General features: G+C 56.7%; 20 protein-coding genes. 5 read left to right on the top strand and 15 right to left on the bottom strand.

What is annotated here, in order from left to right:
* Nucleotides 1–506: 506 nt before the first annotated feature.
* The 3 genes from NST69_RS01530 to NST69_RS01520 all read right to left on the bottom strand — a co-directional run bounded on the left by NST69_RS01530 (nucleotide 507) and on the right by NST69_RS01520 (nucleotide 6,209).
* On the bottom strand, nucleotides 507–3,095 hold the full coding sequence (locus NST69_RS01530; RefSeq protein ID WP_342548279.1) for a transglutaminase-like domain-containing protein: 2,589 nt from the start codon (nucleotides 3,093–3,095) through the stop codon (nucleotides 507–509).
* Entirely contained in the window at nucleotides 3,064–4,428 is a 1,365-nt protein-coding gene (locus NST69_RS01525; protein ID WP_342548278.1) for a DUF58 domain-containing protein, read from the bottom strand. Before NST69_RS01525 ends, NST69_RS01530 begins: the two co-directional genes overlap by 32 nt.
* Before the next feature lie 356 nt (nucleotides 4,429–4,784).
* Entirely contained in the window at nucleotides 4,785–6,209 is a 1,425-nt protein-coding gene (locus tag NST69_RS01520) for a polysaccharide deacetylase (RefSeq protein WP_342548277.1), read from the bottom strand.
* Between the two features lie 108 nt (nucleotides 6,210–6,317).
* Between NST69_RS01520 and NST69_RS01515 the strand changes: the two genes are divergently transcribed.
* Entirely contained in the window at nucleotides 6,318–6,998 is a 681-nt protein-coding gene (locus NST69_RS01515; protein ID WP_339253397.1) for a DedA family protein, read from the top strand.
* A 37-nt stretch (nucleotides 6,999–7,035) separates the two neighbouring features.
* Nucleotides 7,036–7,989, top strand: coding sequence for a YafY family protein (locus NST69_RS01510; RefSeq protein WP_340956289.1), 954 nt, complete (start codon nucleotides 7,036–7,038; stop codon nucleotides 7,987–7,989).
* A gap of 272 nt (nucleotides 7,990–8,261) precedes the next feature.
* Here the strand turns inward: NST69_RS01510 and NST69_RS01505 are convergent, their stop codons facing one another.
* Nucleotides 8,262–9,794 (bottom strand): DHA2 family efflux MFS transporter permease subunit, encoded by a 1,533-nt coding sequence (locus NST69_RS01505; protein WP_342548276.1) that lies wholly within the window; start codon nucleotides 9,792–9,794, stop codon nucleotides 8,262–8,264.
* The gene (locus tag NST69_RS01500) at nucleotides 9,791–10,243 is read right to left on the bottom strand and encodes a MarR family transcriptional regulator (protein WP_036723807.1); all 453 of its coding nucleotides are present in this window, start codon (nucleotides 10,241–10,243) and stop codon (nucleotides 9,791–9,793) included. Before NST69_RS01500 ends, NST69_RS01505 begins: the two co-directional genes overlap by 4 nt.
* Nucleotides 10,244–10,380: 137 nt before the next feature.
* On the opposite strand from NST69_RS01500, the gene NST69_RS01495 reads away from it, so the two are divergent.
* Nucleotides 10,381–11,067, top strand: coding sequence for a DinB family protein (locus NST69_RS01495; protein WP_339253392.1), 687 nt, complete (start codon nucleotides 10,381–10,383; stop codon nucleotides 11,065–11,067).
* Nucleotides 11,068–11,442: 375 nt separating this feature from the next.
* Here NST69_RS01495 and NST69_RS01490 read toward each other — a convergent pair whose 3' ends face one another.
* Both NST69_RS01490 and bcp read right to left on the bottom strand, forming a co-directional pair.
* Entirely contained in the window at nucleotides 11,443–15,729 is a 4,287-nt protein-coding gene (locus tag NST69_RS01490) for an acyl-CoA dehydratase activase-related protein (protein ID WP_342548275.1), read from the bottom strand.
* A gap of 120 nt (nucleotides 15,730–15,849) precedes the next feature.
* Entirely contained in the window at nucleotides 15,850–16,311 is a 462-nt protein-coding gene (bcp, locus tag NST69_RS01485; RefSeq protein WP_342548274.1) for a thioredoxin-dependent thiol peroxidase, read from the bottom strand.
* A 102-nt stretch (nucleotides 16,312–16,413) separates the two neighbouring features.
* On the opposite strand from bcp, the gene NST69_RS01480 reads away from it, so the two are divergent.
* Both NST69_RS01480 and NST69_RS01475 read left to right on the top strand, forming a co-directional pair.
* Entirely contained in the window at nucleotides 16,414–17,472 is a 1,059-nt protein-coding gene (locus tag NST69_RS01480; RefSeq protein ID WP_209877834.1) for an LCP family protein, read from the top strand.
* Between the two features lie 105 nt (nucleotides 17,473–17,577).
* Nucleotides 17,578–18,894: a glutamate-1-semialdehyde 2,1-aminomutase gene (locus tag NST69_RS01475; RefSeq protein ID WP_209877835.1), complete on the top strand. Its 1,317-nt coding sequence runs from the start codon at nucleotides 17,578–17,580 to the stop codon at nucleotides 18,892–18,894.
* A gap of 171 nt (nucleotides 18,895–19,065) precedes the next feature.
* On the opposite strand, the gene def is transcribed toward NST69_RS01475, so the two are convergent.
* From def to NST69_RS01435, 8 genes are all read right to left on the bottom strand, one after another.
* Nucleotides 19,066–19,629: a peptide deformylase gene (gene def, locus NST69_RS01470; RefSeq protein ID WP_342550054.1), complete on the bottom strand. Its 564-nt coding sequence runs from the start codon at nucleotides 19,627–19,629 to the stop codon at nucleotides 19,066–19,068.
* 104 nt (nucleotides 19,630–19,733) lie between these two features.
* Nucleotides 19,734–21,026, bottom strand: coding sequence for a stalk domain-containing protein (locus NST69_RS01465; protein WP_036723800.1), 1,293 nt, complete (start codon nucleotides 21,024–21,026; stop codon nucleotides 19,734–19,736).
* A 165-nt stretch (nucleotides 21,027–21,191) separates the two neighbouring features.
* Entirely contained in the window at nucleotides 21,192–21,482 is a 291-nt protein-coding gene (locus NST69_RS01460) for a hypothetical protein (protein WP_036723798.1), read from the bottom strand.
* 16 nt (nucleotides 21,483–21,498) lie between these two features.
* The gene (locus NST69_RS01455) at nucleotides 21,499–22,386 is read right to left on the bottom strand and encodes an inositol monophosphatase family protein (RefSeq protein WP_036723796.1); all 888 of its coding nucleotides are present in this window, start codon (nucleotides 22,384–22,386) and stop codon (nucleotides 21,499–21,501) included.
* Between the two features lie 180 nt (nucleotides 22,387–22,566).
* Nucleotides 22,567–23,574 carry a UV DNA damage repair endonuclease UvsE gene (gene uvsE, locus NST69_RS01450; RefSeq protein WP_036723795.1) on the bottom strand — a complete coding sequence of 336 codons (1,008 nt, stop codon included), beginning with the start codon at nucleotides 23,572–23,574 and terminating at the stop codon, nucleotides 22,567–22,569.
* Complete coding sequence (locus NST69_RS01445) at nucleotides 23,571–23,888, bottom strand: hypothetical protein (protein ID WP_036723794.1); 318 nt, start codon at nucleotides 23,886–23,888, stop codon at nucleotides 23,571–23,573. Before NST69_RS01445 ends, uvsE begins: the two co-directional genes overlap by 4 nt.
* 47 nt (nucleotides 23,889–23,935) lie before the next feature.
* Nucleotides 23,936–25,027, bottom strand: coding sequence for a D-alanine--D-alanine ligase (locus NST69_RS01440; RefSeq protein WP_209877841.1), 1,092 nt, complete (start codon nucleotides 25,025–25,027; stop codon nucleotides 23,936–23,938).
* Nucleotides 25,028–25,046: 19 nt separating this feature from the next.
* Nucleotides 25,047–26,075, bottom strand: coding sequence for an amidase domain-containing protein (locus NST69_RS01435; protein ID WP_342548273.1), 1,029 nt, complete (start codon nucleotides 26,073–26,075; stop codon nucleotides 25,047–25,049).
* Nucleotides 26,076–26,324 lie beyond the last annotated feature (249 nt).

The following is a 26,324-nucleotide window of genomic DNA, read 5'->3' as shown; positions in this document are numbered from 1 at the left end:
CAAGGGAAAGCGTGAATTGGAATGTATTCGGTTTAATACGAAAATAAAAGTCGGGATGCGACTGATGCACCCGACTTATTTTCATTCCTGGGGGTGATAAGGCCTCTGTCTTGTCATGCCTGTTTTTCGCCTACATTTGGTCCAAATACCCAAGTGCCTCCCCAATGTATTCGGTTTTTCACATATATTGGGTCCACTGCCTCTGTGGCTGCCTATTGTATTCGGTTTTTCGCCTACGTTTGGTCCGCGCGCCTCCGCACTGCGCCTATATTTGGTCGCCGCACCGCCCCACAACAAATTGTATTCGGTTTTCTGTGAAATTACGCTAAACAGATGAATGGACGATAGCACGCTGCTCATTTTCATGCTGGAGTTGTGCCTTAATAGACATGTATGTTTTCACATACATTTTGTCTACTCTATGTACCTCTATCCGCGGCAAACGGAAGTCATGATTCCCTATATGAAAAGACGTCCGCTGCAAATGAACGGACGCCGATTCTTGATCAGGTTAGATGGAAGGTGATCATCAGGCACCGGGCCATAAAAGCCTCTGCGTCCATGGTATCGGCAGCGCTGGGGGGCTCGGGGGGTGACGAGGGCAAGGCGGGCGACATCCGCGCAGAGTGCGACAAAGGTAAGGCGCCTCCGGTGGGGACCGACGCCGCTGAAGGCATGGCGTCTCCAGCGGAGCCCGACGCCGCCAAGGGCGCAGCACCGCCAGCAGAGCCCGACGCCGCCAAGGGCGCAGCACCGACACCAGAGTCCGACGCCGGCAAAGGCACGGCGCCTCCAGCAGAGCGCGCGGCCGCTAAAGGCACGCCGCCTCCGGCGCCGCCATACGCCAGGGTCTCCCACTGGCGTACAAACCCCCGGACGGCGGCGCGCAGCCGCCCGTCCTCGATAGCCAGGGAGTCTGCGTACTCCCTGGCGGTAACCCCGGGCAGCGGCGGCCCATAGCGCGCCGCCAGCCCGTGCCAGGCCGCAGCGGCGGCGCGCAGCTGCCGCTCACGGCCAAGCCTGCCGGCGCGTCGCACCGCCGGCAGCAGGGCCAGGCTGCGCCGCCAGCGGATGGCGGCAGCCAGCACCAGCGCCGCCAGCGCGAGCGGCGCAGTGTCCGGTCCGCCCGCCTGCGACAGGGCGGCGGTGAGCGCGTCCGCGTGCAGCGCAGCGGAGCGGCGGGTGTCCGGCGGCGCGGCGGCAGCCGCCGGGTCCGTAGCCGCCGCGCCGAGGGCAGCGGCGGCAGCGGCGGAGGGCGTGGGGTCGAAGAGGACCCAGCCCGCGCCAGGGAAATAGACCTCGACCCAGGCGTGGGCATCGCCGCTGGTCACGCTGTAGCGCTGCGGCACAGAGCCAGGCACGGCGGTTCCCGGGCCGTAGCCCTGGACGTACCGCGCCGGAATGCCGCTGCTGCGCAGCAGGACCGTCATCGCAGTGGCAAAATGCACACAATAGCCCTGACGGGTCCCGAACAGGAAATCATCGGTGAAATCGGCACCGGACGGCGGCACGCGGGTCTTCAGCGAATAGGTGTAGCCGTCCTGAAGATAACCGGCTACAGCTACGGCGGCATCGTAACGGCTCGCCGGAGCTGCGGTAAGATCGCCGGCCAGGGCACGCACTCTGGACGGCAGAGCAGCGGGGAGCTGCAAATACTGGCTGCGTACCCCTTCGGGATCACTCCCCTTCAGCTTCCGCAGCGCTACCGGATCGCTTGGCGGCAGAACAGACTTGACGGTATATTCCGTAACCCCTGCGGAGCTGTAGACTTCCGGCAGGCGGAAGCTGAGCCTGTCCGGGCTGGCCAGTACGTAACCCAGCTGGCTTCCGTCCGCAAGCCGGATGTTCTGTACGTCTGTTATAGCGCCTGCACTGAACAGCGGCATACCTCCAGCGGAAGGCGAGGCCAGCTCAATCCGCTGAATAAATGTCTGGCCCCCGGCTGATGCAGTATCCGCCAGAGCGGGCAGCGCCCCGGACAGCCGGGGCAGATTCAGCGCTGAATACGCGGCTCCGCTCCTGATCCAGCGGCGGCCGTCATAATACGCCATGCTTTCCCCCCGCGAGTAGTAGGGACGGGAAGCAGTGACCGTGAAGGCCGCCTCCCGGCTGGGAGTCAGGGGCATGCCAAGCTCTCTGTCCTCCATACTATAGCCGGTGTTGCCGGTGCCGGGTACGCCTGCCTCCTCCGGTCTTTGCGCCGCTGCCCAGTGCTCCAGCTTGTCCAGCACCGGCTGCAGTGTAACCGGGGCAGCCGGGCGCGCGCCCAGCACTTGCCCGGCCATCCAGGCGGCCAGCGTTACCAGTACAGCTGCCGAGAATGCCCTGGCTCCCCAGCGGGCGTATGGAAGAACAGGCCTTTCTGTCCTCTCTTGCAGGTGGAGCAGCCCGCTTAAAGCCCGCAGCCATAGGATCAGCCCCGCAGTGACCAGGACATCCCCGGAAGTATTAACGGCATAACCCATATCCAGCACCAGCAGATACACCAGCGTTACACCGGTGAACAGCGCAATACTTCCCCTGTACAGCGCGAGCTGCTGGACGGAGGACACCAGCAGCCCCCAGCCCAGCACCAGAATCAGCAGCCTGCTGTCCTCGCTTAATGCGGAGATCCGGCCAGAGAGCAGCAGCAGGGCATCCTGTCCACTTTTCTCCATGGCATAGACCTTCAGCCACCCGCCCCCACCTTCCGCAGCAGCACAGAGGCCATACCAGGTCAAGAAGATTAGCAGAAGCTGCCCGCTTGCCTGGACAAGACGGGGAAACAGCAGACAGCCCCATGCGAGAAGTGCTGCTGCGGAGAGCATCAGGAGCCTCAGGAGCTGTGTATGGTCCGCTGCCGCAGGCAATCTGTAGAGCGGCAGCAGCCACAGCCCAAAGACGCCCATAATCGCCAAAGAGAACAGACCGCGATAATACAAAGGACTGTTCTCTCTTTTACCTGCGGAGCTGTTCTCTGCAAGGTCTGATTCCTCCATCCCTGCCGCTGTAAACATGATGCTTCCGTAGCGGCGCTGCCCGCTGTGGGTTGAGCCCTTCGGACTGGCGCTATCCGTACCCGCACTAGCAGGAGGTGGAGTTATCCGGGAATCCATCAGGCTCCGCCCCCTTGTACCCTTGTGCAGGAGCAGCATAGCCCAGACAGTGAATCCTCGCGCCAAGCCGCATCAGACTTCCCGCAATCGTATCCGAGGCAGGCGGTCTGCTGTTCCCGTAAGCTGCGGGATCATGCTGCCCGGTTGTTTCCCACCCCTCCGGTGCCAGCCTGCTGCTGCGGGATAGCTCCGGCAGCGACTCCGCTGCTCCGGCCGGGCTCCGCACAGGACTACCGGGAGTCCGGCTCGGAGAAGGCTGGTCCCAGACATAATACAGCTCCACCCTGATTCCTTGAACCAGGAAGCGGGCCAGCGTTCTCGCTGACTCCTCCTCCAGCCTGCCGGTAACGACCGATACCGTCATCCCGGGAATCCAGCTCTGTGACGCATCCTCCAGCAGTCTGCTGAGACTCTGTGAACCGGAAGGAGCAATCTCTGTAAGCAGATCCCGGACCCTCCCTGGGATCTGGCCCAGTCCCTCATGTCTGGCCATTCCTTCCGGCCAGCCGCCGCTGAAGAGCTGGATGTAGCTGCCCGTACGCTCGGCAGAGAGCAACAGCCCCATCGTAGCCGATACCGCCTGTTCAAAGGCCGGGATCACCGACCTCCGCTGGCTGCGGGGAGGGTGCGCACCGCCGGGAATCTCGTAATCCGCCGGACTGCTCGCAAGCACGATGCAGGTCATCTGCCCCGCTTCACGTTCCGGCACTCTGCTCTGCAGATTGCCTTTACGGGCGCTGCTCTTCCAGTGAATCCGGCTGAACGGATCACCCGGCGCATAATCACGGATATCCGCTGCTTGCGGGCTGCTGTGGTTCCCCCGCCCGGACACACGGTCTCCCGGCAGCAAGCCGGTATCCGGCACAACTGTGCCCATATATAACGCCCTTGGCAGCACCTTGAAGTCCGCCTTGCCGCCTGGCTGACAGCCGCCGGTGAACAGCCCCGGCAGATCTCCCCAGGTTACACTGCACCCATGAAGCTGATGTACACCCCTTGGAACGGACAGCAGCTCATAAGAATATTTGAAGGAACGCCGGAAGCCGGGAAACAGCAGCTCCTGATGGCTGCCCCCGCTCCAGTAATCGGTCACAATCATCCAGGGCAGCGGGATTCTGGCGGCAAAAGAAATTTGAACTTCCACAACGGCGTCATCCCCCGCAGACAGACGCGCAGGAACAATCGTGCGCTGGACACTAACTCTCCGGGGACCGCAGAGCTGCATCAGCAGGCCGCCGGACATGACCACTCCGCCGGCTGTCAGCAGCAGCAGGAGCGATTCTCCGCCGCGCCACATATACAGTCCTCCGGTAACCGCCATCAGGAGCAGCATTCGCCCCCACTCCTTCGCTGCGCGGCGGACGCGCTTCCGGGGGAACCCGGCTATCTCTGCATTCCCGTACCTGTTCTGCTGTGAATACACCTGTGATTTTGGATCTGTCAATGATGATGAGGACAAGGAGGACACCCTTCCATGGTCATAGACTAGCCCCCTGACAGCCTGTACTTTCTCTGGCTATACTATTTGCTGAGGCCTGTTGCTATCTATTCTTTCCACGAAAAAGGATGCCCAGACATTCAGCAGCCGCTTTTCCCGCCAGTAGCCGCTTTTCCCGCCAGCCCCCCTGCCATCCCTGTCGTATCCTGCCGTCCCCTCCGTCCAGCCCTCCTCCAAAACGGATATCCGCCTTAAGCTGCAGTAACCCTGCGCTCCTCTGCATTAACAAAGGCTTCCGCACCCGGATGACCTGCCGCCTCAAGCAGCATACGCAGGGGTACCCAGAGGGAGGAGCCTTGGAGCTGCACCTGTGCCGCCCTGTACTCTGCTGTACCGTCCAGCCAGTGAATGCCAACCTCCTGCTTCTGTGAGTCCAACGTCATGCTGCGGCCGTTCCAGCTTACAGCTGCGCTACGGGTATCCGCATCCCAGCCGACCCGCCCGCCCAGCCGTTCCACGGTGGCGCGTAGCGGAACATAGTACTGCCCGTCCTGGAGACGGTACTCTCCGGGCTTCAGCTTGATCTCCATCCGCCCAATCTCAAGCGCAAGCGCCTTGCCTGGTGCAAACAGCTCCGCATTCGGAGCAATATTGGCCGATATCCAATCCTGTGACGGCTTGCTCCGCTGAAGCGAGGCTGCCTTGGAGGACACCCTGAACTGTACGGGATCACTCTGCGTATCCAGAACGCCGAACTCATAACCGGCCGCTCTGTAGCGTTCAATAATGGCAGGCAGCGCCTTGGCACTCTGTTCATGGCCTGATCCGTCATGCAGCAGCAGCACCACACTGGCGGAGTTCAAGTCAGCCACAGATGCCTGCACAATCTCCGCAGCGGGCACTCCCCGGCGGCGGGAATCTCCGCTGTCCACAGTCCAGTCCATCACCCGGTATCCTGCCTGCTTCAGCAGATTGAAGTATGTACTGTCGAAATGGCCGAACGTGCCGCCCGGCGCACGGACCAGTTGCGGACGGACGCCTGTGATCTCACGTACCGTTTCCTCCGTCTGTTTGATTTGACGCCAAAATTCCGTGAAGCCGCTATATAAATCATGATAGTTATGATTATAGGTATGGTTGCCGATAGCATGCCCCTGCTCCCAGATGGCATGGATCAGCTCGGGACGCCCTGCGGCCTGATCCCCCAGCACGAAGAAGGTCGCCTTAACCCCCTGCTCCTGCAATATGCTAAGCACCTTGGGAGTAACTGCGCTTGGCCCGTCGTCAAAAGTCAGATAGACCACCTTCTCCTTGCGGTGACCGGCTGCTGGAGCAGCTTTCCCCGCAGCAGCAGCTACTTGTTGTATAGCTGGAGCAGGACGCTCTGCATCTGCCTTAGGGGTTGAACCGCCCGAAATATGCGGCTGCCGTGATTCTGCGGTTGTCATTCTGGCCGCTGCCGGAGGCAAATCTTGCACCGGGACAGCCGGAGCATTATTCTTAGAGAGTAGAGGTAACGCACTGCCTGCTTCAGCCTGCAGGGAGTACGTAATCCGCGAACCGGAAGAATTCCCCTGCCCTCCATAGGCTGACACACCCAGACTCAGCACAACAGCAATAACAAGCAACCCGCAGATCATGATGCGGCGGATAGGATTTTCCAGGTTGTTCTTCATCTTCTCTACCTCCAGCATTCTATTGGCGCACCCGCACCATTTGGTAGATTGTATGAAGACAAGCTTCAGAATAGAATAGGCGCGCAGCCTTTGGAGAGTGAAGAATCTATGGATATGCTCAAATGGATACAAGAATTGTTTGCGAGCTATGGTTATAGCGTATTGTTTTTCGGGCTTTTGCTCGAATTTATCGCCCTGCCTTTTCCCGGGGAGACCACGATGGCCTTCGCAGGATTTCTCTCTTTCACGGGGAGGCTGGATTTCTTCACCCTGGTGATCGTAGCCTTCTTAGGGACTACAATCGGGATGACCATTACATATTTCATCGGGCTCAAGGCCGGTCTGCCCTTTATCCAGCGATACGGCAAATGGTTCATGTTCTCTCCGGCCAAGCTGGAAAAGACGCAGCGCTGGTTCGAGAAATACGGCAGCGTGCTGATCTCCATCGGCTATTTCATCCCCGGCGTCCGCCACTTCACAGGCTATTTTGCCGGGATTATTGCCCTGCCCTTCCGTAAATTCGCTATGTATGCCTATGGGGGAGCAATATTCTGGGTAGTGTTATTCCTCGGAATCGGCAAAATCTTCGGCCCGCAGTGGATGGGCATCTTCCACCTGATCGAATCCTATGCCCTCTGGATCGCGGTAAGCGTGCTGGCTATTGCCGCGCTGATTGTCATTTACCGTTACCGGGCTGCCATTTCTCTCCGGTTGCGCCGGCGCAAGCCAGTGGCTACGCTTGATGCCAAGGTCCAAGTGAAGGTCAAAGAGACCTCCAAGACCCGCTGACTATAGCCTCACCTAACGTCTGAAAGAAGGTATCCCTGTGAAAATAGACCGTCTGCTCTCCATTGTCATATTGCTGCTTAACCGGCCGCTGATTCAGGCCAAGGAGCTGGCCGATATGTTCGAGGTCTCCGTGCGTACGATTTACCGCGATATAGACAGCATTAACAGCGCTGGCATCCCTGTAGTTACCTATCAGGGGGCAGGGGGCGGCATCGGCCTCATGCAGGGCTACCGGCTGGACCGCAACGTATTATCGCAACGCGAGCTGGCCGACATTTTCAGTGCGCTGCAAAGCGCCTCCTCCATCGGCGGAGAGGGCCATCAGCTATTGATGGAGAAGATCAGCAGTGTTGTCCCTCCCTCCCAGATCTCCGCCTTCCGCAGCAAAACCACGCAAATGATCGTCGATTTCTCCCCCTGGGAGCTGACAGCTCCGCTGGAGGAGCGGCTGGACCTCCTTAAAGAAGCCTTAGAGGAGGAGGTCATGGTCACTTTTGAATACATAACTGCCGAAGGCAGGGTAAGCCAGCGTACGGTCGAGCCCTATACGCTGGTCCTCAAGGGACAATTCTGGTACTTATACGGGTTCTGCGAGGAGCGTCAGGATTTCCGCCTCTTCAAGCTGCTGCGGATGAAAGCGCTAGTGAAGAAGAACAGGCACTATATCCGCCAGGATATTCCTCTTACAGAGCTGCCGTGGAGTAGTAGCTGGAAGGAACCGCAGAATCTCACACCAGTCAAGCTGCGTTTCACGCCGGAAGGCAAGCATCTCGCCGAGGAATACTTCGACTGTGAGACGCTCCAGCGGGATGATACCGGCGGATACACCCTAACGCTCCAGTACCCTGAGAATGACTGGCTATACGGCTTCCTGCTAAGCTTCGGAACCGTCCTGGAGGTGCTGGGACCGGAGCACATCCGCCGCAGATTAGGCGAGGTGGCCCGCGGCGTCGCGGCGGTATATTCATCAGACTTGCCGGAGCGGCAATAAAACCCGAACCTAAGCATTTTCAATTCGCCATCGCATGACCATCTTTCCACCCCACCCGCATTCAAGCATATACAATCTTTTTCCATCCGCTTCCGAACCTGAATCCATGTTGTCAGGTTTGCCGGTTTATACTCTAAGGGAGAAGCCGGTTTTTGACTGGGAGACTGGGGAGGATGAAGGACAGTGGGGCAATTCCACCCTAGTTCGCAGACGCAAAAAGACGATCCGGCAACCGTTAACGGTTATAGCGGATCGTCTTTTTTTATTCAGGATTATGCTCTCTGTGATTTCGTCAGGTTGGGCTGCGGCTGTCCGCTTTCCGCTTCTTCCGTCTTCAGGAAGTCGGGCTGCGGAGAGGTCTTGCGGATGAACAACGCCAGCACCAGGGCAACAACAGTCACCCAGGTTGCTACAGCGAAAGCATGGGTAATCCCGTTAATCGTTGCTTCCTGTGTAAGCTTCAGCATCGCAGCCTTATCGGTCTTCGACACCGCACCGCTTACCAGTGCATCGGTAATGTTGCTCTTCGTACGGTTGGTCATCAGGCTGACGAACAGGGCCATCCCCAGTGCACCGCCCACGGTACGCAGGGTGTTGGACATGGCTGTACCATGAGAAGCCAGACGCTGCGGCAGCTGGTTCAGACCGGCGGTGACGATAGGCATCATCAGCATCGACATCCCGAACATGCGGGCCGTATACGTCAGGATCAGATGAGTATAAGTGGTAGTGGTGCTGATCTGGCTGAATTCCCAGGTCGTTACAGTGGTGATGGCAAGGCCGATAACCGCCAGCCATCTGGCTCCGATTTTATCAAATATAATTCCGGTGATCGGTGACATCACGCCCATCAGAACCGCACCCGGGAGCAGCATCAGTCCGGATTCCATCGGTGTAAAGCCGCGGATGGTCTGCAGATAGATCGGCAGCAGGATCATCCCTGCATACATAGCCATAGTGACGATAATGTTGATCACGGTAGTCAGGGAGAACATGTTGTAGCGGAAAATGCGGAACTCAAGCAGCGGCTTATCCGTGGTCAGCTCACGCCATACGAACAGCCCCAGGGACACGATACCCAGGATCAGGCAGAGAATAACGGTTGTGCTTCCCCAGCCGTCTGTTCCGGCATCACTGAAGCCGTAGAGCAGCCCGCCGAAGCCAAGTGTAGACAGAATCACACCCGGTTTATCCAGCTTTGGAGAAGTCAGCTTACCGACATTCTGCATAGTCTTCATGCCGAGCAGCATTGAGAAAATGGCCAGCGGAAGCACGATGTAGAACAGCACGCGCCAGGAATAGTTCTGCACGACCCAGCCGGACAAGGTAGGTCCGACAGCCGGAGCAAAAATCATCGCAACCGCCATCAGTCCCATCGCCTTGCCCCGTTCTTCAATCGGGAAGATACGCAGGAACACAATGTTCATCAGCGGCATCAGAATTCCGGCACCTACAGCCTGAATGACTCTGCCGACCATAATCATCTCAAAGCCTGTTCCTATTGCACAGACCAGTGTACCTATCGAAAATAACATCATTGCCGTCGTAAAGAGCTGGCGGGTCGTAAATTTCTCCACCAGATAGGCGCTGATCGGCACGAGCACACCATTAACCAGCATGAACCCTGTCGTGAGCCATTGGGCCGTATTGGCGAGGATATTCAGGTCCTCCATCATTTTGGGCAGCGCCACATTCATCAGCGTCTGATTGAGTAGCGCCACGAAGGCGCCGATCAGGAGCGCTGCGATAATCGGGCCTCTGCGGACCGTCTTGGACGGTGCATTACCGGCTGTAATTGTACTCATAGCTTCTTGTTGTCTCTCCCTTGTTCTAGAATTCGGATAATTTCACCATGCAGCCGCAGCAGCTCCTGTACATCCTCCGCAGGAATGTCTGCCAAGGGCTGCAAATGTCTTCGGAGTGACTGCCTGCTGAGCAGACGGATCTCCTTGCCTTTCTCAGTCATCGCCAGCTTAAATATTCGTCTGTCGCTCTGCGAGCGTTCTCTGGTAATCAGTCCGGCCTTCACCATCCGGTCCACTACACCGCTGGCTGCGCTGTTGCCCAGATGCAGAAGATCGGCCAGCTCCGTGATCCCGATATCTGGATGCAAGGATAACTTACGCAATACCATCAGCTGGGTAGATGTGATGTTAAGCTCCTCTGCATCCTTCCACAGAAGCTGCTGGAAATTATGGGTGATGCAGCGGAAAGAGGACAGAATATCGTCCAGTTGCTTTTCCTTTTCTTCCAAGCCTTATCCCTCCACAAGCATAATGCACAAATGCACAATAATACTTCGCATGCGAACTATTTTACTATTTACCTATTTATCCGTCAATGGTTTTCTTGCAGAAATTTTCTGAAAATTACGGAAAGCGAGGATTAAACATGAATACAGAACAACGAAATCACTGGAACAGGCAGCATAAAATGTTGTCCAGGATCATCACCAAGCCGGAGGCGCATACTGAAGCAGTCGCTATCATTCTGGAGCTGCATACCTCCCTCTACGCCTCTGAAGAAGGCAACGGGGAACAGGCAACCTATGAGGATGCCTTATGGGACCAGCTGCTGGAGTCCACCGCGCGCAGCTACCCGGTGCAGACACCCGGCAGCCGTAATTCTATAATCTGGCATCTGTGGCACAGTGCACGAATAGAGGATATCACCATGAACATCCTGGGGGCAGACCGTGAGCAGGTGCTATACTCCGGTCAGTATGCCCGGAGGCTGGGGGTTCCTTACGTTCATTCCGGCAACGGAATGAGTGAACAGGATGTTGCTACACTCAGTAGAGAGGTGAACCTCGGAGCGCTATCCGAGTACCGGCGCGATGTCGCCCGCAGAACACGTTCCATCCTATCCGCTCTGGAGCCGGGACAGCTCGGGATGAAGGCAACTCCGGCGCAGTTCGAGAGAGTCCGGGAGGAGAAAGCGGTACTCGACAGCGAGCAGTGGCTAATGGATTATTGGGGCGGCAAGACCTTTGCCGGTCAGGTACTGATGCCGGCCACCCGGCATAACTTCGTCCATCTGAACAAAGCGATGCGGGTGAAGCAGAAGCTGCAGAAGTGACTCCGGGGTATCCGGAGGATTTGACCCACGTGCTCCGCGCCTGCTCCATGTAGTCGGTTTTTCGACTACATTTGGCCCACGTGCTCCGCGCCTGCTCCATGTAGTCGGTTTTTCGACTACATTTGACCCACGTGCTCCGTGCCTGCTCCATGTAGTCGGTTTTTCGACTACATTTGGCCCACATGCTCCGCTCCTGCTCCATGTAGTCGGTTTTTCGACTACATTCTCTCCACTTGCCTTCCAGGGCTCAACCCTCATGTGTTCGGTTCTCCACACACATGGGGGTTGAGCCCTGGAAGGCAAACAAGCGGACCGGAGTTTCCTCCGGTCCGCTCTTCATCTATTCAACCGCTGCTTATCCGCAGGCAGCTTGCTCTACCCCTGACATCCCACACTACCGGCCATGACTGGCACCAGCTGTGCCAGATCGTCCGCTGACGGCTGGGTACCGGCGGCGAGGCCGCTGGCAATCGACATCATCAGCTTGATCCGGTTGGCCTGATTGACCACGCTGACTCCGGCATCATAATCAATGGCGACGATGTTCGCACCAGGATATAGATCCTTAAGCCCTTTAATCATCCCGCGCCCGGTAATATGGTTCGGCAGGCAGGCAAACGGCTGAATGCAGGCAATATTGTTCACGCCGTTATCCAGCAGATCCATCATCTCCGCCGTCAGGAACCAGCCTTCGCCCATCTGGTTGCCGACCGACACGAGGCGGCTTGCCTTCTCGGCCAGACCGTAGATATTCTCCCGGCCTTTGGATAGTCCAGCCTGCTCCAGCGCTACCTTGACCGGCTTGCGGTAGATTTCAAGATAGGAGATCAGCATGGGATTGATATAGCCCAGCCGCTTGCTTTTGCCGAATTGCTCGGCCTTGTAGATCGGATTGTAGACACAATAGAAAATAAAGTCCAGGAAATCAGGCATCACGGCCTCTCCGCCCTCCGCCTCTATCATGTCGATGATATGATTGTTGGCATCCGGATGGAACTTGATCAGAATCTCCCCGACAATGCCCACCTTGGGCTTATCCGCTGAGATAACTGGCAGCCGCGAGAACCCGGCAACAATCTCACGGGTCAGACGCTTGTATTCACGGAACGAGAAGTTCGACAGGCTGCCCTTGCAGCGTCCCATTCCTTGGCGGAATAAGGCCTCTGTGCTTCCCGGCACCGCTTCATACGGTCTGAAGCGGTGCAGCAGGCGCATCATCAGATCTCCGTAGCAGGCTGCGGCGATCAGGCGGTTCGCCAGCTTCAGGCTGATGCGGAAGCCCGGCTGGTTCTCCATCCCGGAGGCATTCAGGGAGATCACCGGGATCTGCCCCAGATCGGCATCCTTCAGCGCCTTGCGCAGCAGAGAGATGTAGTTCGTCGCCCGGCAGCCGCCGCCGGTCTGCGACATGATTACAGCCGTCCGGTCCGGGTCATAATCGCCGCTCTTCAGTGCCGACAGCATCTGCCCGATCGTTACAATCGCCGGATAACAGGCATCATTGTTGACGTACCGGAGGCCTTCCTCCGTCTCCTGCGGACCGGTCGATTCCAGAATTTTCAGCCGGTAGCCCGCATCCTGGAAGACCCGTTCGAACAGCTCGAAATGAATCGGCGACATCTGCGGGGCAAGGATGGTATAGGTATCCTTCATTTCTTTGGTGAACGGCACATTGGCTTGCGGCTTGTAGAGCAGCTGCGGCTTAACCTCACCTCTCTCGCGCTCACGCATTGCGGCCTGGAGCGAACGCAGGCGAATCCGCGCGGCTCCGAGATTGCTGATTTCATCGATTTTGATGAGCGTATAGACCTTGTTGTGACGCTCCATAATCTCCTGAACCGCATCGCAGGTAATCGCATCGATCCCGCAGCCGAAGGAGGTGAGCTGGACCAGCTCCAGATCACTTCTTCCCGCTGCCAGCCGGGCCGCACGGTACATCCGCGCATGGTAGGTCCACTGGTTCACTACGCCAACATCCCCTTCGCTGCGGTCCAGATGGCAGATCGAATCCTCGGTCAGCACCGCAAGCCCCATACCGGTAATCATATCGGCAATCCCGTGGTTGATCTCAGGGTCGGCATGATACGGATGTCCGCAGAGCAGAATCCCCTTCGTACCTGTCTCCGTGAGGAAGACCAGCGTCTCCTCGCCCTTGGTGCGCACATCGTTCTTCGCCTGCTCCGCTTCCGCCAGTCCTGCCTGGACAGCAGACACAATCTCCTCCTTAGGCACCTCGGCGAAGGTTCGCGCCAGCACCCGGGTCAGCGCCGGAATATCGTCGAAGGTCAGGAACGGGCTGACCAGCGGAACCCCCTGCTCCTTCAGGCCGTCCATATTATTGCGGATCACCTCGGGGTAGGAGGCAACCACCGGGCAGTTGAAGTGATTCTGCGCCGCATCATCCTCCTTCTTCTCATACACCACCGCCGGGTAAAAGATGAAGTCCACGCCCTGGCCGATCAGCTGCTGTACATGCCCGTGGGCCATTTTGGCCGGATAGCAGATGGATTCCGAAGGAATGGTATCCATTCCGCTCTCATACAGCTTCTTACTAGACTTCGGAGACAGCACGGTCCGGTAGCGCAGCGAGGTGAAAAAGGTATGCCAGAACGGGTAATTCTCGAACATATTCATTGTGCGGGGAAGTCCAACCGTTCCCCGGAGCGCTGCCACTTCAGGCAGGCCCTCATACGCGAAGAACCGCTCATATTTATATTGCATCAGGTTCGGCAGCGTGTTCTTCTCTTTCTTGCCGCCTGCGCCGCGCTCACAGCGGTTCCCCGTCACATGGAAGCTCTTGTCCGGGAACCGGCTGATGGTCAGCGCACAGTTGTTGGCACAGCGGCTGCAGCGGCCTGGAGCGACTGAATACTGGAAGCCCTCCAGCTCCTCCGGTCCGAGAATCGTGCTGATTCCTTCCGGGGCAGCCTGTTCTCTGGCTATCAGCGCACAGCCGTAAGCGCCCATCACGCCGGCGATATCAGGTCTGACTACCGTTCTTCCGGTCAGCAGCTCAAAAGCCCGCAGGACGGCTTCATTGTAGAAGGTGCCGCCCTGGACGATAATATTCCGGCCCAAATCCTCGGGATTACGGATCTTGATCACCTTTTGCAGCGCATTCTTCACAACGGAATAGGCCAGCCCGGCCGAGAGATCAGCAAGGGAAGCCCCTTCCTTCTGAACCTGCTTCACCTTGGAATTCATGAATACAGTACAGCGCGAGCCGAGATTCACCGGTCCCTTCGATTCGAGTGCCGCAGCGGCGAACTCCTCTATGCCAAGCTCCAGTGCGGAAGCGAAGCTCTCCAGGAAGGAGCCGCAGCCCGCCGAGCAGGCCTCATTAAGCATCAGGCTGTCGATCGCTCCCCCGCGGATCTTGATGCACTTCATGTCCTGTCCGCCGATATCGAGGATGAAGTCGACCTCCGGCATGAACCGGGAGGCTGCCTTGTAATGGGCCACCGTCTCTACTTCTCCGCCATCCATCCGCAGCGCCGCCTTAACCAGACCCTCTCCATAACCGGTTGCGTAAGCTCCCGCAATGTAGCAGCCTGAGGGCAGAATCCGGTAGAGCTCCTTCAGCGCGTCCGTAACCGACTGCAGCGGATTGCCTCCATTGCTCCCGTAAAAGGTATGCAGAATCTCATCCGCCGCTCCGGTAACCACCAGCTTGGTCGTGGTAGAGCCGGCATCAATGCCCAGATAGACCGGCCCCCGGTAGGCAGCCAGCGCGGAACGCGGTGCTGTAGCCTGACTGTGACGAAGTCTGAACTGTGCCAGATCATCCGGCGCTCTGAACAGCGGCGCCAGCTCTGCATCCTCCGCGCGGTCCTGCGAGAAGTCTACAGCCATGATCCGGGCGATCCAGCCGCTGAGCGGCAGGAATACGGGATCTGACCCGGCAAGCGCCGAACCGATGGCGACGAAATATTGCGAGTGCTCCGGGAACAGCACCTCCTCCTCCTTCAGTCCAAGCGTCTCCGTGAACCGGTCCCGCAGAGCGGACAGGAAGGTCAATGGTCCCCCGAGAAAAGCAACACGCCCACGGATCGGCCGTCCGCAGGCCAAGCCGCTGATCGTCTGGTTCACGATGCTCTGGAAGATCGAGGCCGCCACATCCTCACGCCGCGCCCCTTCATTCAGCAGCGGCTGCACATCGCTCTTGGCAAATACCCCGCAGCGCGAAGCGATGGGATAGATCCGCTCATGCTTCACCGCAAGCGCATTCAGACCCGCAGGGTCCGTCTGCAGCAGAGAGGCCATCTGATCGATGAATGCCCCTGTACCGCCTGCGCAGGCTGTGTTCATCCGCTGCTCAATGCCGCCGCTGAGGTAGATGATTTTGGCATCCTCTCCGCCCAGCTCAATCGCGGTATCACATTCTGGAATCCGTCCGCTGATCGCCCTCGTGCAGGCAATGACCTCCTGGACAAACGGAATCTCCCCGAGCTTGGACAGGGACAACCCGGAGGAGCCGCTTACGGTGAGCGCCGCTTCACTACCGGGGAACCTATGCTGCACCTCTGAGAGCAGGGCAACCGCCGCTTTTTTTATATCACTGAAATGACGCACATAATCCTGATATATAATGATATCCCGTTCCATAACCACCAATTTGGCTGTAGTTGATCCGACGTCAAGCCCAATACGCAGTCTCTTCATGCCATCCCCCATACCTTGCTCCAAATTTGAAGTAATATGAGGCAACTATATCACGAGTGAGCCTGACTATAGCTGTTAGAAAAGTAACAGACAAATACAATTAATTACCAGCATACTTAATTATTTCACGATTTGTTCTAATGCGGCCTCCACATGGCCCTTCACTCTGACTTTTCGCCACTCCGCTCTCAGAATTCCTTCCTCATCAATCAGAAAAGTAGAGCGCACAATCCCCATGAATTCCTTACCGTAGAGCTTCTTAAGCTGCCACACCCCGAACAATTCGCTCACCGTATGCTCCTCATCGGATAATAACGGAAAGGGCAGGCTATTCTTCGCAATAAATTTGCTGTGTGAGGCCAGCGGATCGGCACTGATTCCAAGAACAAAGGCCCCATTCGCGGCAATCGTATCGTGGGCATCACGGAAATCGCAGGCCTCCTGGGTGCAGGCCGGGGTACTGTCCTTAGGATAGAAGTAGAGCAGCACCTTCCTGCCGCGGTAATCGCTTAAGCTGATGTTCCCCCCTGTTGAGGCAGGGAGTGTGAAGTCCGGAACCTTGTCACCTACTGTGATACTCATTTATTATTCACTCCTCTTAATGTGGTTGTTGATTTCTGAAATTGCGTGTCTTCCCAAAAGAAATTATAATGTAGAGAATGTGAACTGGAAAGGACGAACGAAATGCCACCAAGAAAGAACCGGCACGCCAAAGCCGGCAAGTCAAAGAAGAAAACGCTGCTCTGGACTCTGGCAATCATACTCCTTTTAATCATCGGAGGTCTGGTTTACTATTTCACTGCAATTTACAATCAGCTCGATAACCTCCACAAGACAGGTGAAGATTCTCCGTTCGCCAATGTTCCTACAGCCTCGGCGGAGGCGATCAAGCCACCTGAATGGGAGGGCACAGAGCCGGTTAACATCCTACTCATGGGCGTGGATGGCCGCGGGGTGAAGAAGGGCGAGGTGCCGCGTTCGGATACGATGCTGGTGGCCTCTCTGGACCCGGTGAAGAAGAAATTCTATGTCTTCTCTATTCTGCGCGATACGTATGTTGATATTCCAGACCACGGGACCCAGCGGATCAATGCCGCCATTACTTACGGACCCAATACGGCGATGCAGACGGTCAGCGACCTGCTCGGCATTCCGATTCAATATTATGTCTATACCGATTTCCAGGGCTTCATTAAGCTGGTGGATGCCGTGGGCGGTGTGGACTATGAGGTCGAGAAGGACATGCGCTACACCACCAAGGCAGACGGACCTGAATACGACATTGATCTCAAAAAAGGCTTCCAGCATCTGGACGGCAAAATGGCGCTGCAATATGTACGCTTCCGCCATGATGCCACCTCCGACTTCACCCGGACCGAGCGCCAGCGCGGCTTCCTTAAGGCGGTGGCGGACAAGGTGATCAGCACCACTTCGATCATCAAGCTGCCGAATATTCTCGGTCAGGTTACGCCTTATATCGACACGAACCTTGACGCGAGCGACATGTGGAAGCTGGGCGCTGTAGGTTATGACAGCTCTATGGGCGGCAGCGAGCAGATTCCGCCGATGAAGCTGATCCGGGAGAAGACCCTCAAGGACGGCTCCCAGGTGATCGGGTTCAGCAGCGAGAAGGCAATGAAGCAGTTCGTAGAGGATACGCTCACTGCACCCGAACCATCGCCAACTCCTGGAGCAGAGGCTTCACCGGGCAGCAGCCCTTCCGCTTCACCGGGAACAAAGTAACATCCAATATAACCATGCTTGGCACACGGGGCGGGCGGACAGCGGGAATCAGCCGCGGTTCGCCCTTTCCCATGAGCGCAAGCCAAGAAGAAAGGAACATTAGCTATGAACCGCAGCACATCAGAACAGTTATACGAGGAAGCTCTCCAGCATATTGTCGGAGGCGTGAACAGCCCCTCCCGCTCCTTCAAGGCCGTGGGCGGAGGCGCCCCTGTCTTCATGAAACGCGCCGGAGGCTCACGCTTTTGGGATGAGGACGGCAATGAATATATTGATTATCTGGCCGCCTATGGCCCGATCATTACCGGACATGCCCACCCGCATATCACCGCCGCTATTACTGAGGCCGCACAGAACGGACTGCTCTACGGAACGCCAACCCGGCTTGAGATCAAGCTGGCTAAGATGCTGAAGGAAGCTATTCCCTCGATGGACAAGGTACGCTTCGTCAACTCCGGTACAGAAGCCGTCATGACGACCATCCGCGTCGCCCGCGCCTACACGAAGCGCAGCAAAATCATCAAATTCGCCGGCTGTTATCACGGCCACTCTGACCTTGTGCTTGTAGCCGCAGGTTCAGGTCCATCGACGCTGGGCATCCCTGACAGCGCAGGCGTTCCGGCCAGTATCGCCCAAGAGGTCATCACCGTTCCCTTCAATGATCTGGATGCCCTGCGTGAAGCATTAGAGAAATGGGGCCAGGATGTGGCTGCTGTTATGGTCGAGCCGATTGTCGGCAACTTCGGTATGGTTATGCCGGAGCCAGGCTTCCTGGAAGGCTTATGCAAGCTGACGCACGAGAACGGCTCCCTGGTTATCTATGATGAAGTCATTACCGCCTTCCGTTTCCACTATGGCTCCACACAGACCTATGCCGGTCTTGCTAATCATGAGGAGATCATTCCCGATCTGACTGCCCTTGGCAAAATCATCGGCGGCGGGCTGCCTATTGGCGCTTACGGCGGCCGCAAGCATGTCATGGAGCAGGTCGCTCCGCTCGGTCCTGCTTATCAGGCCGGCACGATGGCCGGTAACCCCGCCTCGATCTCGGCAGGGATCGCTTGCCTGGAGGTGCTTAGCGCGGAAGGCGTCTATGACGAGATGGAGCGGCTGGCCATCCGCCTGACCGAAGGACTTCAGGCGTCCGCTGACCGTCACGGTATTCCACTAACCATCAACCGCATTCGTGGTGCATTCTCCACACATTTTTGCAGCCACCCCATTACGAATTATGAAGAAGCGCAGGATACCGATGGTGAAATGTTCGCCAGCTTCTTCCGGCATATGCTGAGCCGGGGCATCAACCTGGCCCCGTCCAAATATGAGGCGTGGTTCCTGACCACAGCCCACACGGATGCCGACATCGACCTCACCCTGGAGGCGGCAGAGGCTTCATTCGCAGCTATGGCGGCGGAGAAGTAATCGCCCAACTATAAGAATAGGCTGTCCCAAGAGTCAGATAATGACTTCCTGGGACAGCCTTTGTTTTGTTTACGTAAGATTAAGATCAATGTGAGTACCGTCCATACATGAACAACGCTGCCACCGCGAGCGGGGTCACCAGCCGTACGTCCATCAAATTCATATCCGCCGCTACTTGCCCTTTTGCTCATACAGGCTGCGGATCTCCACATCCTGCGGAAGCTTGAACGGGTTCTGCGGATTGATCCGGTCATAGAACATCATTCCGTCCAGGTGATCCATCTCATGCTGGATAATGATCGCCTGATAGCCCTTGAATTTCTGGGTAATCACCTCGCCGTTCAGATCGAAGCCCCTGACCTTCACAGATTCATAACGCGGTACGAAGCCGTGTACCGGCCGGTCCACAGACAGGCAGCCCTCGCTCTCCGGCAGATAGACCATCGCCAATGAATGGCTGATAATCTTGGGATTCACCCAGGTATATTCCACATTCTTGCCATTATCGTCCTTCAAAAACATGACAAACATCCGCTTCGTTATTCCGATCTGGTTAGCGGATAAGCCTACCCCTGAACGCAACTTATACTTGGCAGACATTTCGGCATCCTGACTGTTCTTCAGGAACTGCATCATGCTCTGCAGTACACCACGGTCTTCTGCCTGCAGCGGCAGCTGTACGGGTTCCGCTACCGTACGCAGGACAGGGTCGCCTTCCCGTATGATATCCTCCATCGTGATGATGTAATCAGCATTATACTTTGTACTAGACAACTGGGTTCATCCACCTTTTCCACTACGGGACTGATTTGATGATGCTATGGTTAGATTATGCGCGATTAAGGATTAATGAAAGCTGTCCGCAGCTTGCTGCTGTAATTCACATCGAAGCCCAGTCCGGTAGCGAGTGCGGCGAGCGGAAGATAGGTTTTATCCTCTTTGCCAACCTTATGCAGAAAAGCTGGAGTATCAATCGCTACATCCGCACCGTTCACCTTAATGGTCTTCGAGCCGATCGTAATAACCACCGTTCTTCCTCCATAAATTACAGTCGCACTAGAGGTTTTGTTATCCCATTTGCCATCCGCACCCACTGCATTCAGAATATCCTTCAACGCCAGAAAGTTCTGCCCGTTCTTCAAAATGGGCTTATTGGGCGTATTCAGTTCCTTCCCCTTCACCACGATGGACATCGGCGCTGTCTCCGAAGCCATCGCCGTTACTGCCGGCGTACGGTATTCCCCCCATTGCATTTCAGCGAATACAGTGGCAATCCGTTCATATCCAAGCTGCGTAGGATGGAAGTCTGCCGCCCCGGCTCCGATGATATGAGTTAGCGATCCCTCTACCCCGGCGAACTTTGCGGCTACATGAGCTACCTTAAGCGGAGCGCCTGCCTGGTTCAGGGTAGCCGCGATATTCTCAGCCGCGATGGTGAACTGTGCAGCTGCATTCATCAGCTTGTCATACGAAGCCCCCAGGGCGATTTTTGGAGCAGGCTGATACTGGTCGGCCAGCAGAATGGTTGCCTGCGGATTCACTTCCCGGATATTCTTCAGCAGCGCTGTTACATTACTGCTGTATTCCGTCAGACGCTCCGCAAGCTGGGAAGCGAAATCTGCATCGGTCAGCGTCTTGTAATTCAAGAACAGACTGCTGACATCATTACCGCCGATGGTAATGGTAATCAGATCCGCCGCAGCGAGCTCCGTTCTAATCTGCGGGGCCAGCGCAGCAAATTGCAAGGTACGCGGATCAGACAGCCCCGGCTGAATAGCCTCCGGCGTAATTACCGCGCTGTCCTTAATCGCTCCGGTATATTGAAGGAGTCCCGCTGTCTTAAGGCCCAAAATGCCATAATTCTTAAGCTCACTTCTGCCGTGGTACCAGCCCTGCTCCAGTAATCGCTCAGCGTATCCGTACGGCTTCACGGAGGGATCAGTCATCCCCGGCTCATACCCGGCAGTAATAGAATCTCCAAGTGCCACGATGCGAAAGACATCCTGCTCCGTTCCTTGCGCCACGGCTGCTGCAGCGGCAACCGCCGGACCTGCATGCACATTGATTAATACGGTGAACAACAGCAGTCCGCTAGCAGAAGCTGATATTAACCTTCTCCATGTCTTCAGCATCGTATTCCTCCTAAATTAGTATAATTCTATTCTAACATCCCGCCCAGCTCCTGTGGAAACAGCTTTGCCGTCTTTTTATAGCAGATAACGTTTCAACAGCTGATCTTTGCGCAAAAGAGCGGTCTCCCGATAATTCGGAAAACCGCTCCTGTGGATAACAGCAGCTTATCGCTCTCCGCTGCCGGATTCTGAAGATTTCTTCGGTTCGCTAGTGCTGGGCGGACCGCTTGCCTGGTCTGAGCGCTTCACATATTTATCATACCGGTCATCCAGCTCATAGGCGATTTTGCGGTAACGAAGCGTCTCTTCGACTATGGGGTCAAGTGTAGTCTGTATGCGGATCTCATACTTGGGCGAAATCTGACGGATCTCCTTGGCCTGCCGGTCCGCCTGCTCCATCTCGCCGTCCTCCAGAAGCTCGCTTAGCCTCCGCTCCAGATCTTCATTCTCATTCATAACGGTGTAAGCCCTCCTACTGCTTCTTGAAGCCTGTAGCATCTGCGGCCTGCAGGGACGTAACCAGATAATCATGAATTCGTCCATTGCTTGCGACTACATGGCGTGTGCCGATATCGTAGGGATCACCCAGCGTATTCGTGACCTTGCCGCCGGATTCCAGCACCAGCAGCACCCCCGCTGCGCAGTCCCAAGGGCTCAGTCCAACCTCCCAATACCCGTCCACTCGTCCGGCAGCAACATAAGCCAGATGCAGTGCCGCCGATCCTCCGGCACGAATGCCGCGGACCTGCGGCATAATCTGCTGCAGCCCGGCCATATTCGCCGGCTGGGCCACCACGCGGTCCGGCGGGAAGCCCATGGCTATCAGGCTGTTACCCGGCAGAGTCTCAGCCGATACCTTCGTGGGAATCCCGTGCATGTATGCGCCCTTCCCCTTCTCGGCCACGAACATCTCGTCCCGGATCGGATCATAGATCACGCCTACCGTAAGCTCTCCCTTAACGACCAGAGCAATCGATACACAATAGAACGGGAAGCCGTGCACGAAATTAGTCGTGCCGTCTATCGGATCGACGATCCACAGATACTCATGCTCCCGTGCTTCATCCAGCGCGGCCGTCAGTGCCTCCGCACCAGGCTCAACACCCTCCTCGCCAAGGATGGCATGGTCGGGATAATGGGTCAGGATCAGCCGGCGGATCATCTGCTCCACACCCTTATCGACCTCCGTGACCAGATCCTGGGCCGATGTCTTACTGCCCAGCTCCTTCACCTGGCCTTGTCTGCTCTTGATCCATTCCCCCGCTTTGGCCGCAGCATTGATGGCTGCCGCCGTATGTCCCTTGCTTGTAACTACATAGGGCTGCCGTTCATTTCGGTTATCAGGACTTACAGGACTCATCTCTTCACTCCGCTTTCTTTGCGCATGATTGTTCTCCCGGGGACCGCTGTTTCCGCAGGATACCCTTTCTCTGCCTTAGAACATGACTGCTCAACTTTCTTTCAACGTACCTCATTTCGGCCGGTTTATCAAGTCATGACTGGTGCCGCTCACGGGCCTGGCCGGCAAGTTTTTTGCCAGTTATGGTTCTATATTCACACTCGCTCCGTTTAGTACCATAATTCCATTCCCGCCTTCCGACAGTCCCTTCATCTCCTCCATCAGACCGAACAGGGCCCCATCCTTGAGCTTCGCCTCAATCATCACATCTACGGCGGGAGTATCCGCAGCAATCCGCTTCAGAAAAGCAACCAGCGGTGCCGGCTCCACCCCATCGGCATGGCTGCGCGGATCAGACGGGCTGCGCGGGCTGGACACATGGATCTTCGGCGGCAGCTGCCCTCCGGGCGGTACATCCTTCAGTGCCAGAGGGCTTGTCCATGTCTTCAGAATCTCCGGCCACAGCTCCCAGGGAAGCTCACCTTCATTGTTGACCCATTGGTGATGGATATCCAGCACCATCGGCAGCTCCATTCTGCGGCAAACCTCCAGCGTCTCTACCGCGTTGAACGTCTTGTCGTCGTTCTCCAGCGTCATCCGCTCTCTAAGCGCAAGCGGCAACGCGGAGCATTGTACGCAGAAGCGTTCCGCAGACAGAGGCTTGTCCCCGTAAGCGCCGCCGATGTGGATATTGCTCTTAGCCGTCGCCGGCAGCCCCATCGCGTCCAGCATGTCCGTATGATGCTGCAAATCACGGATCGAGCTTGCAAGCACCTCCGGCCGCGGCGTACTCAGCACCGTGAAGTGATCCGGGTGGAAGCTGACGCGCAGCCCGTGCTTCTTCACATAGCTGCCCACCTCAGCGAATTCCTCCGCAAGAGCAGCCAGCGGATTCCAGTCCGCCAGATCAGGGTGGGTGGCCAGCGGAACCAGCTTGGAGGTGAGCCTGTAGACCTTAATATCCGAGCCGACATTATGCTTCAGCAGACGGAGCGTATTATGCAGATTCATCCGGGCGATGGATTCCAGCTTACGAAGGCCCGCCTCCCGGTCGCCCAGCTTGTTGAAGCTTGCCATCGTCATCGTTTTGGAGGGAGAACAGTCAGGGATCACCGTAGACATGGCAACATAGCCGAAGCGGACAATCATCCCTCTTCCCCGAAGAACATCTCGTAGGCAAGAGCCGTCTGAACGCGCGACTCTTCCTCATTCAGCTTCCGGACCAGATCCATTTCCACCGCCGTAACCTCATTGCCCTGAAAATTGATTTCAGCAATCGACGCAGAAATTTTGACAATGGCCACCGCTACATTCTCCGGGGTATAGGCGATCACCTTCTGGCCGGTCGGATAGACACGGAAGCCCTGCTTCACCATCTTGGTACGTCCGTACTCCAGCAGCTCGTACAGCTCCTGCTCATTCTTGAACTTGCACACCGAATTGAATTCTGATTGAAACCCCATGCTTCTCTCTCCTTCCCGGCCGGAATGCTCCCGCCGATCAACGTGGTTTATTCATTATCGTACTTCAGGCCCTGTCTGAACCGGTAACGCTCCAGCGCCAGCCCGATCATACGGTCCAGCAGCGCTTTATAGGACACACCAGTCTCACGCCACAGCAGAGGATACATGCTGAACGGGGTGAAGCCTGGCATGGTATTCACTTCATTAATAAGAATCTTGCCGTCAGACTTCCGCAGGAAGAAGTCGGCCCGGGTAATTCCGCTGCCCTCAATAGCCTTGAAGGCCAATATCGCCGACTCGCGCAAGTGGTCCGCTACCTCGGGATCGACAGGTGCCGGGATCAGCATCTGTGATTTGCCGTCCGTGTATTTGGCCGCATAATCATAATATTCACCGGAAGAGACGATTTCACCCGGAACCGAGGCCTCCGGCTCCTCATTGCCGAGTACCGCCACCTCCACTTCCCGCGCATCCACGAACTCCTCAATAATCACCTTCGTGTCATAACGGAAGGCATAATCCACAGCCTTGATCAGACTTTCCTTGTCCGTGGCCTTGGAGATTCCTACGCTGGAGCCCAGGTTGGCAGGCTTGACGAATACCGGATATCCCAGCTTATCCTCCAGACCTACAATCAGCTCGTGCTTGCGCTGTCTCCAGTTCGCAGCATTGAAGTAGCAGTAATCACATTGATCCAGCCCCGCCTCGCCGAACAGCTTCTTCATAACGACCTTATCCATACCCGCCGATGAAGCCAGCACACCTGCGCCGATATACGGGATATTCGCCATCTCGAACAGTCCCTGAATGGTGCCATCCTCGCCGTTCGTACCATGCAGCAGCGGGAACATGACGTCTATTACCTGCTCGCCTCCGCTGAGCCCGCTGAACAAGGCATTCAGGGCTGTACCCATGTCACCAGCCACCCCGGAGAGCTTAAGCTGCTCAATCGCGGGGAAGGGAGCCTCCAGCACTGCACCTACCTTCCATACCCCCTGCTTGGAGATATAGAACGGAATAATCTCATATTTATCGTAGTCAAAAGCGTTCATAACCGCATAAGCCGTCTGCAGCGATACCTCATGCTCTCCGGATTTGCCGCCGTACACCAGTCCTACGGTAGTTTTAGCGTTCCCCATGCCCTAACCTCTTTCTGATCTATAAATAGTCATTGATATGAAAAAAACGATATGCCGTCCGGTCCGTCCAGGCGTAGGAATCCTTGTAATCCCAGAAACGGTGACGGCTGCTAACCGTCCGCGCATTCACCAGCGGCTGCCCGCCAGCATCAAAAGCGGTAACGATCGTGCTGTGCTGATAATGTCCGTTGCCGTCCCAGTCATACTGAATAATGTCGCCCAGCTGAAGCTGCTCCGGCCGCTCGACAATCTCCGCCCGCAGCCCGCTGCTACGGTTCCCGCTCAGATAACGCTTCAGGCTGTCGGAGACCGCCCAGCTGAAGCTCCACCATTCCTGGGCTCCATTATAGCCCTTGTACCACCAGCCCGTTTCTCTTTTACCAGTATAGTTGATAGGCGCTCCCCCTGCAAAGAGACATTGGGAGACATAATTCGTGCAGTCCACCTCAAAAATCTCGAACTCCGGATTCCCCTCCTTCCACCAGAGGTCGGCATAGGCTGCAGCCTCCTCCCTGCGGTACCGCACCTCCCTTACGCCGCTTGCGCCCTTCAGGACACGGCGGTTCAGCAGCGGCTGGGACGGACGCGGATCGGGCAGAGCCTCCCCCCACTCCGAGAGCCGCAGTGCCGGATCTTTCTCCACCACCTTGCGCACCCCATTCCGCTCGGGTACGCGGCGCTCCACGTTCACAATCTCCCAGCCGTCTTTTTCACGTACAAAGGTCAGTCGCTCCGACTCCACCACATCCTCACGGTGTGTCATCCCGCCCTTCTCATAATAGAAGGCGCTGTGCAGCGCCACATCGGCGACCACCTCGGCAGGATTCTGCCGCACGGTTCGCAGCGTCCGCACCCCTGTCTCCCCGCGCAGCGGAGTAATGCCCCGGCGGGTGTACCACTGGGCGATCCGGCGGGAACGCGTGCGCTGTTCGTCCAGGAACCGGGGGTCCCTAATTGTGGTATGGCGCGGTTCGGCGCCAGGTGCAACCCGCCCCTTGTTCAGCTGGTCCACATAGACATAGAGACTTTTCTTCCACTGCTGCTCCATTCATCCTCCGCCCTTTCGTTCACAGATAAGAATGTATATGATGTAAGCTAAGAATATTCCTTCACGGTTTCACCGCCACAATGGCTGCTGTCCTATGTATATGAAGGATTGCTCGCACCTATACGGAAGCGGGAGCGATTTAACTGCAAGGAAGTCAGGGAGCCGGCGGTTCTATGCATCCGTGGAAACCCTGAATATACCTTACATCAAGGAGCAAAAAAAACTTTACTCCCCCCATTGTAAACGTTA

Source organism: Paenibacillus sp. FSL P2-0089, from assembly GCF_038595095.1.
GTDB lineage: Bacteria > Bacillota > Bacilli > Paenibacillales > Paenibacillaceae > Paenibacillus_AQ > Paenibacillus_AQ silagei.
The sequence above is the reverse complement of the archived record's forward strand: the minus strand, read 5'-3'. Positions and strand labels throughout refer to the sequence as shown.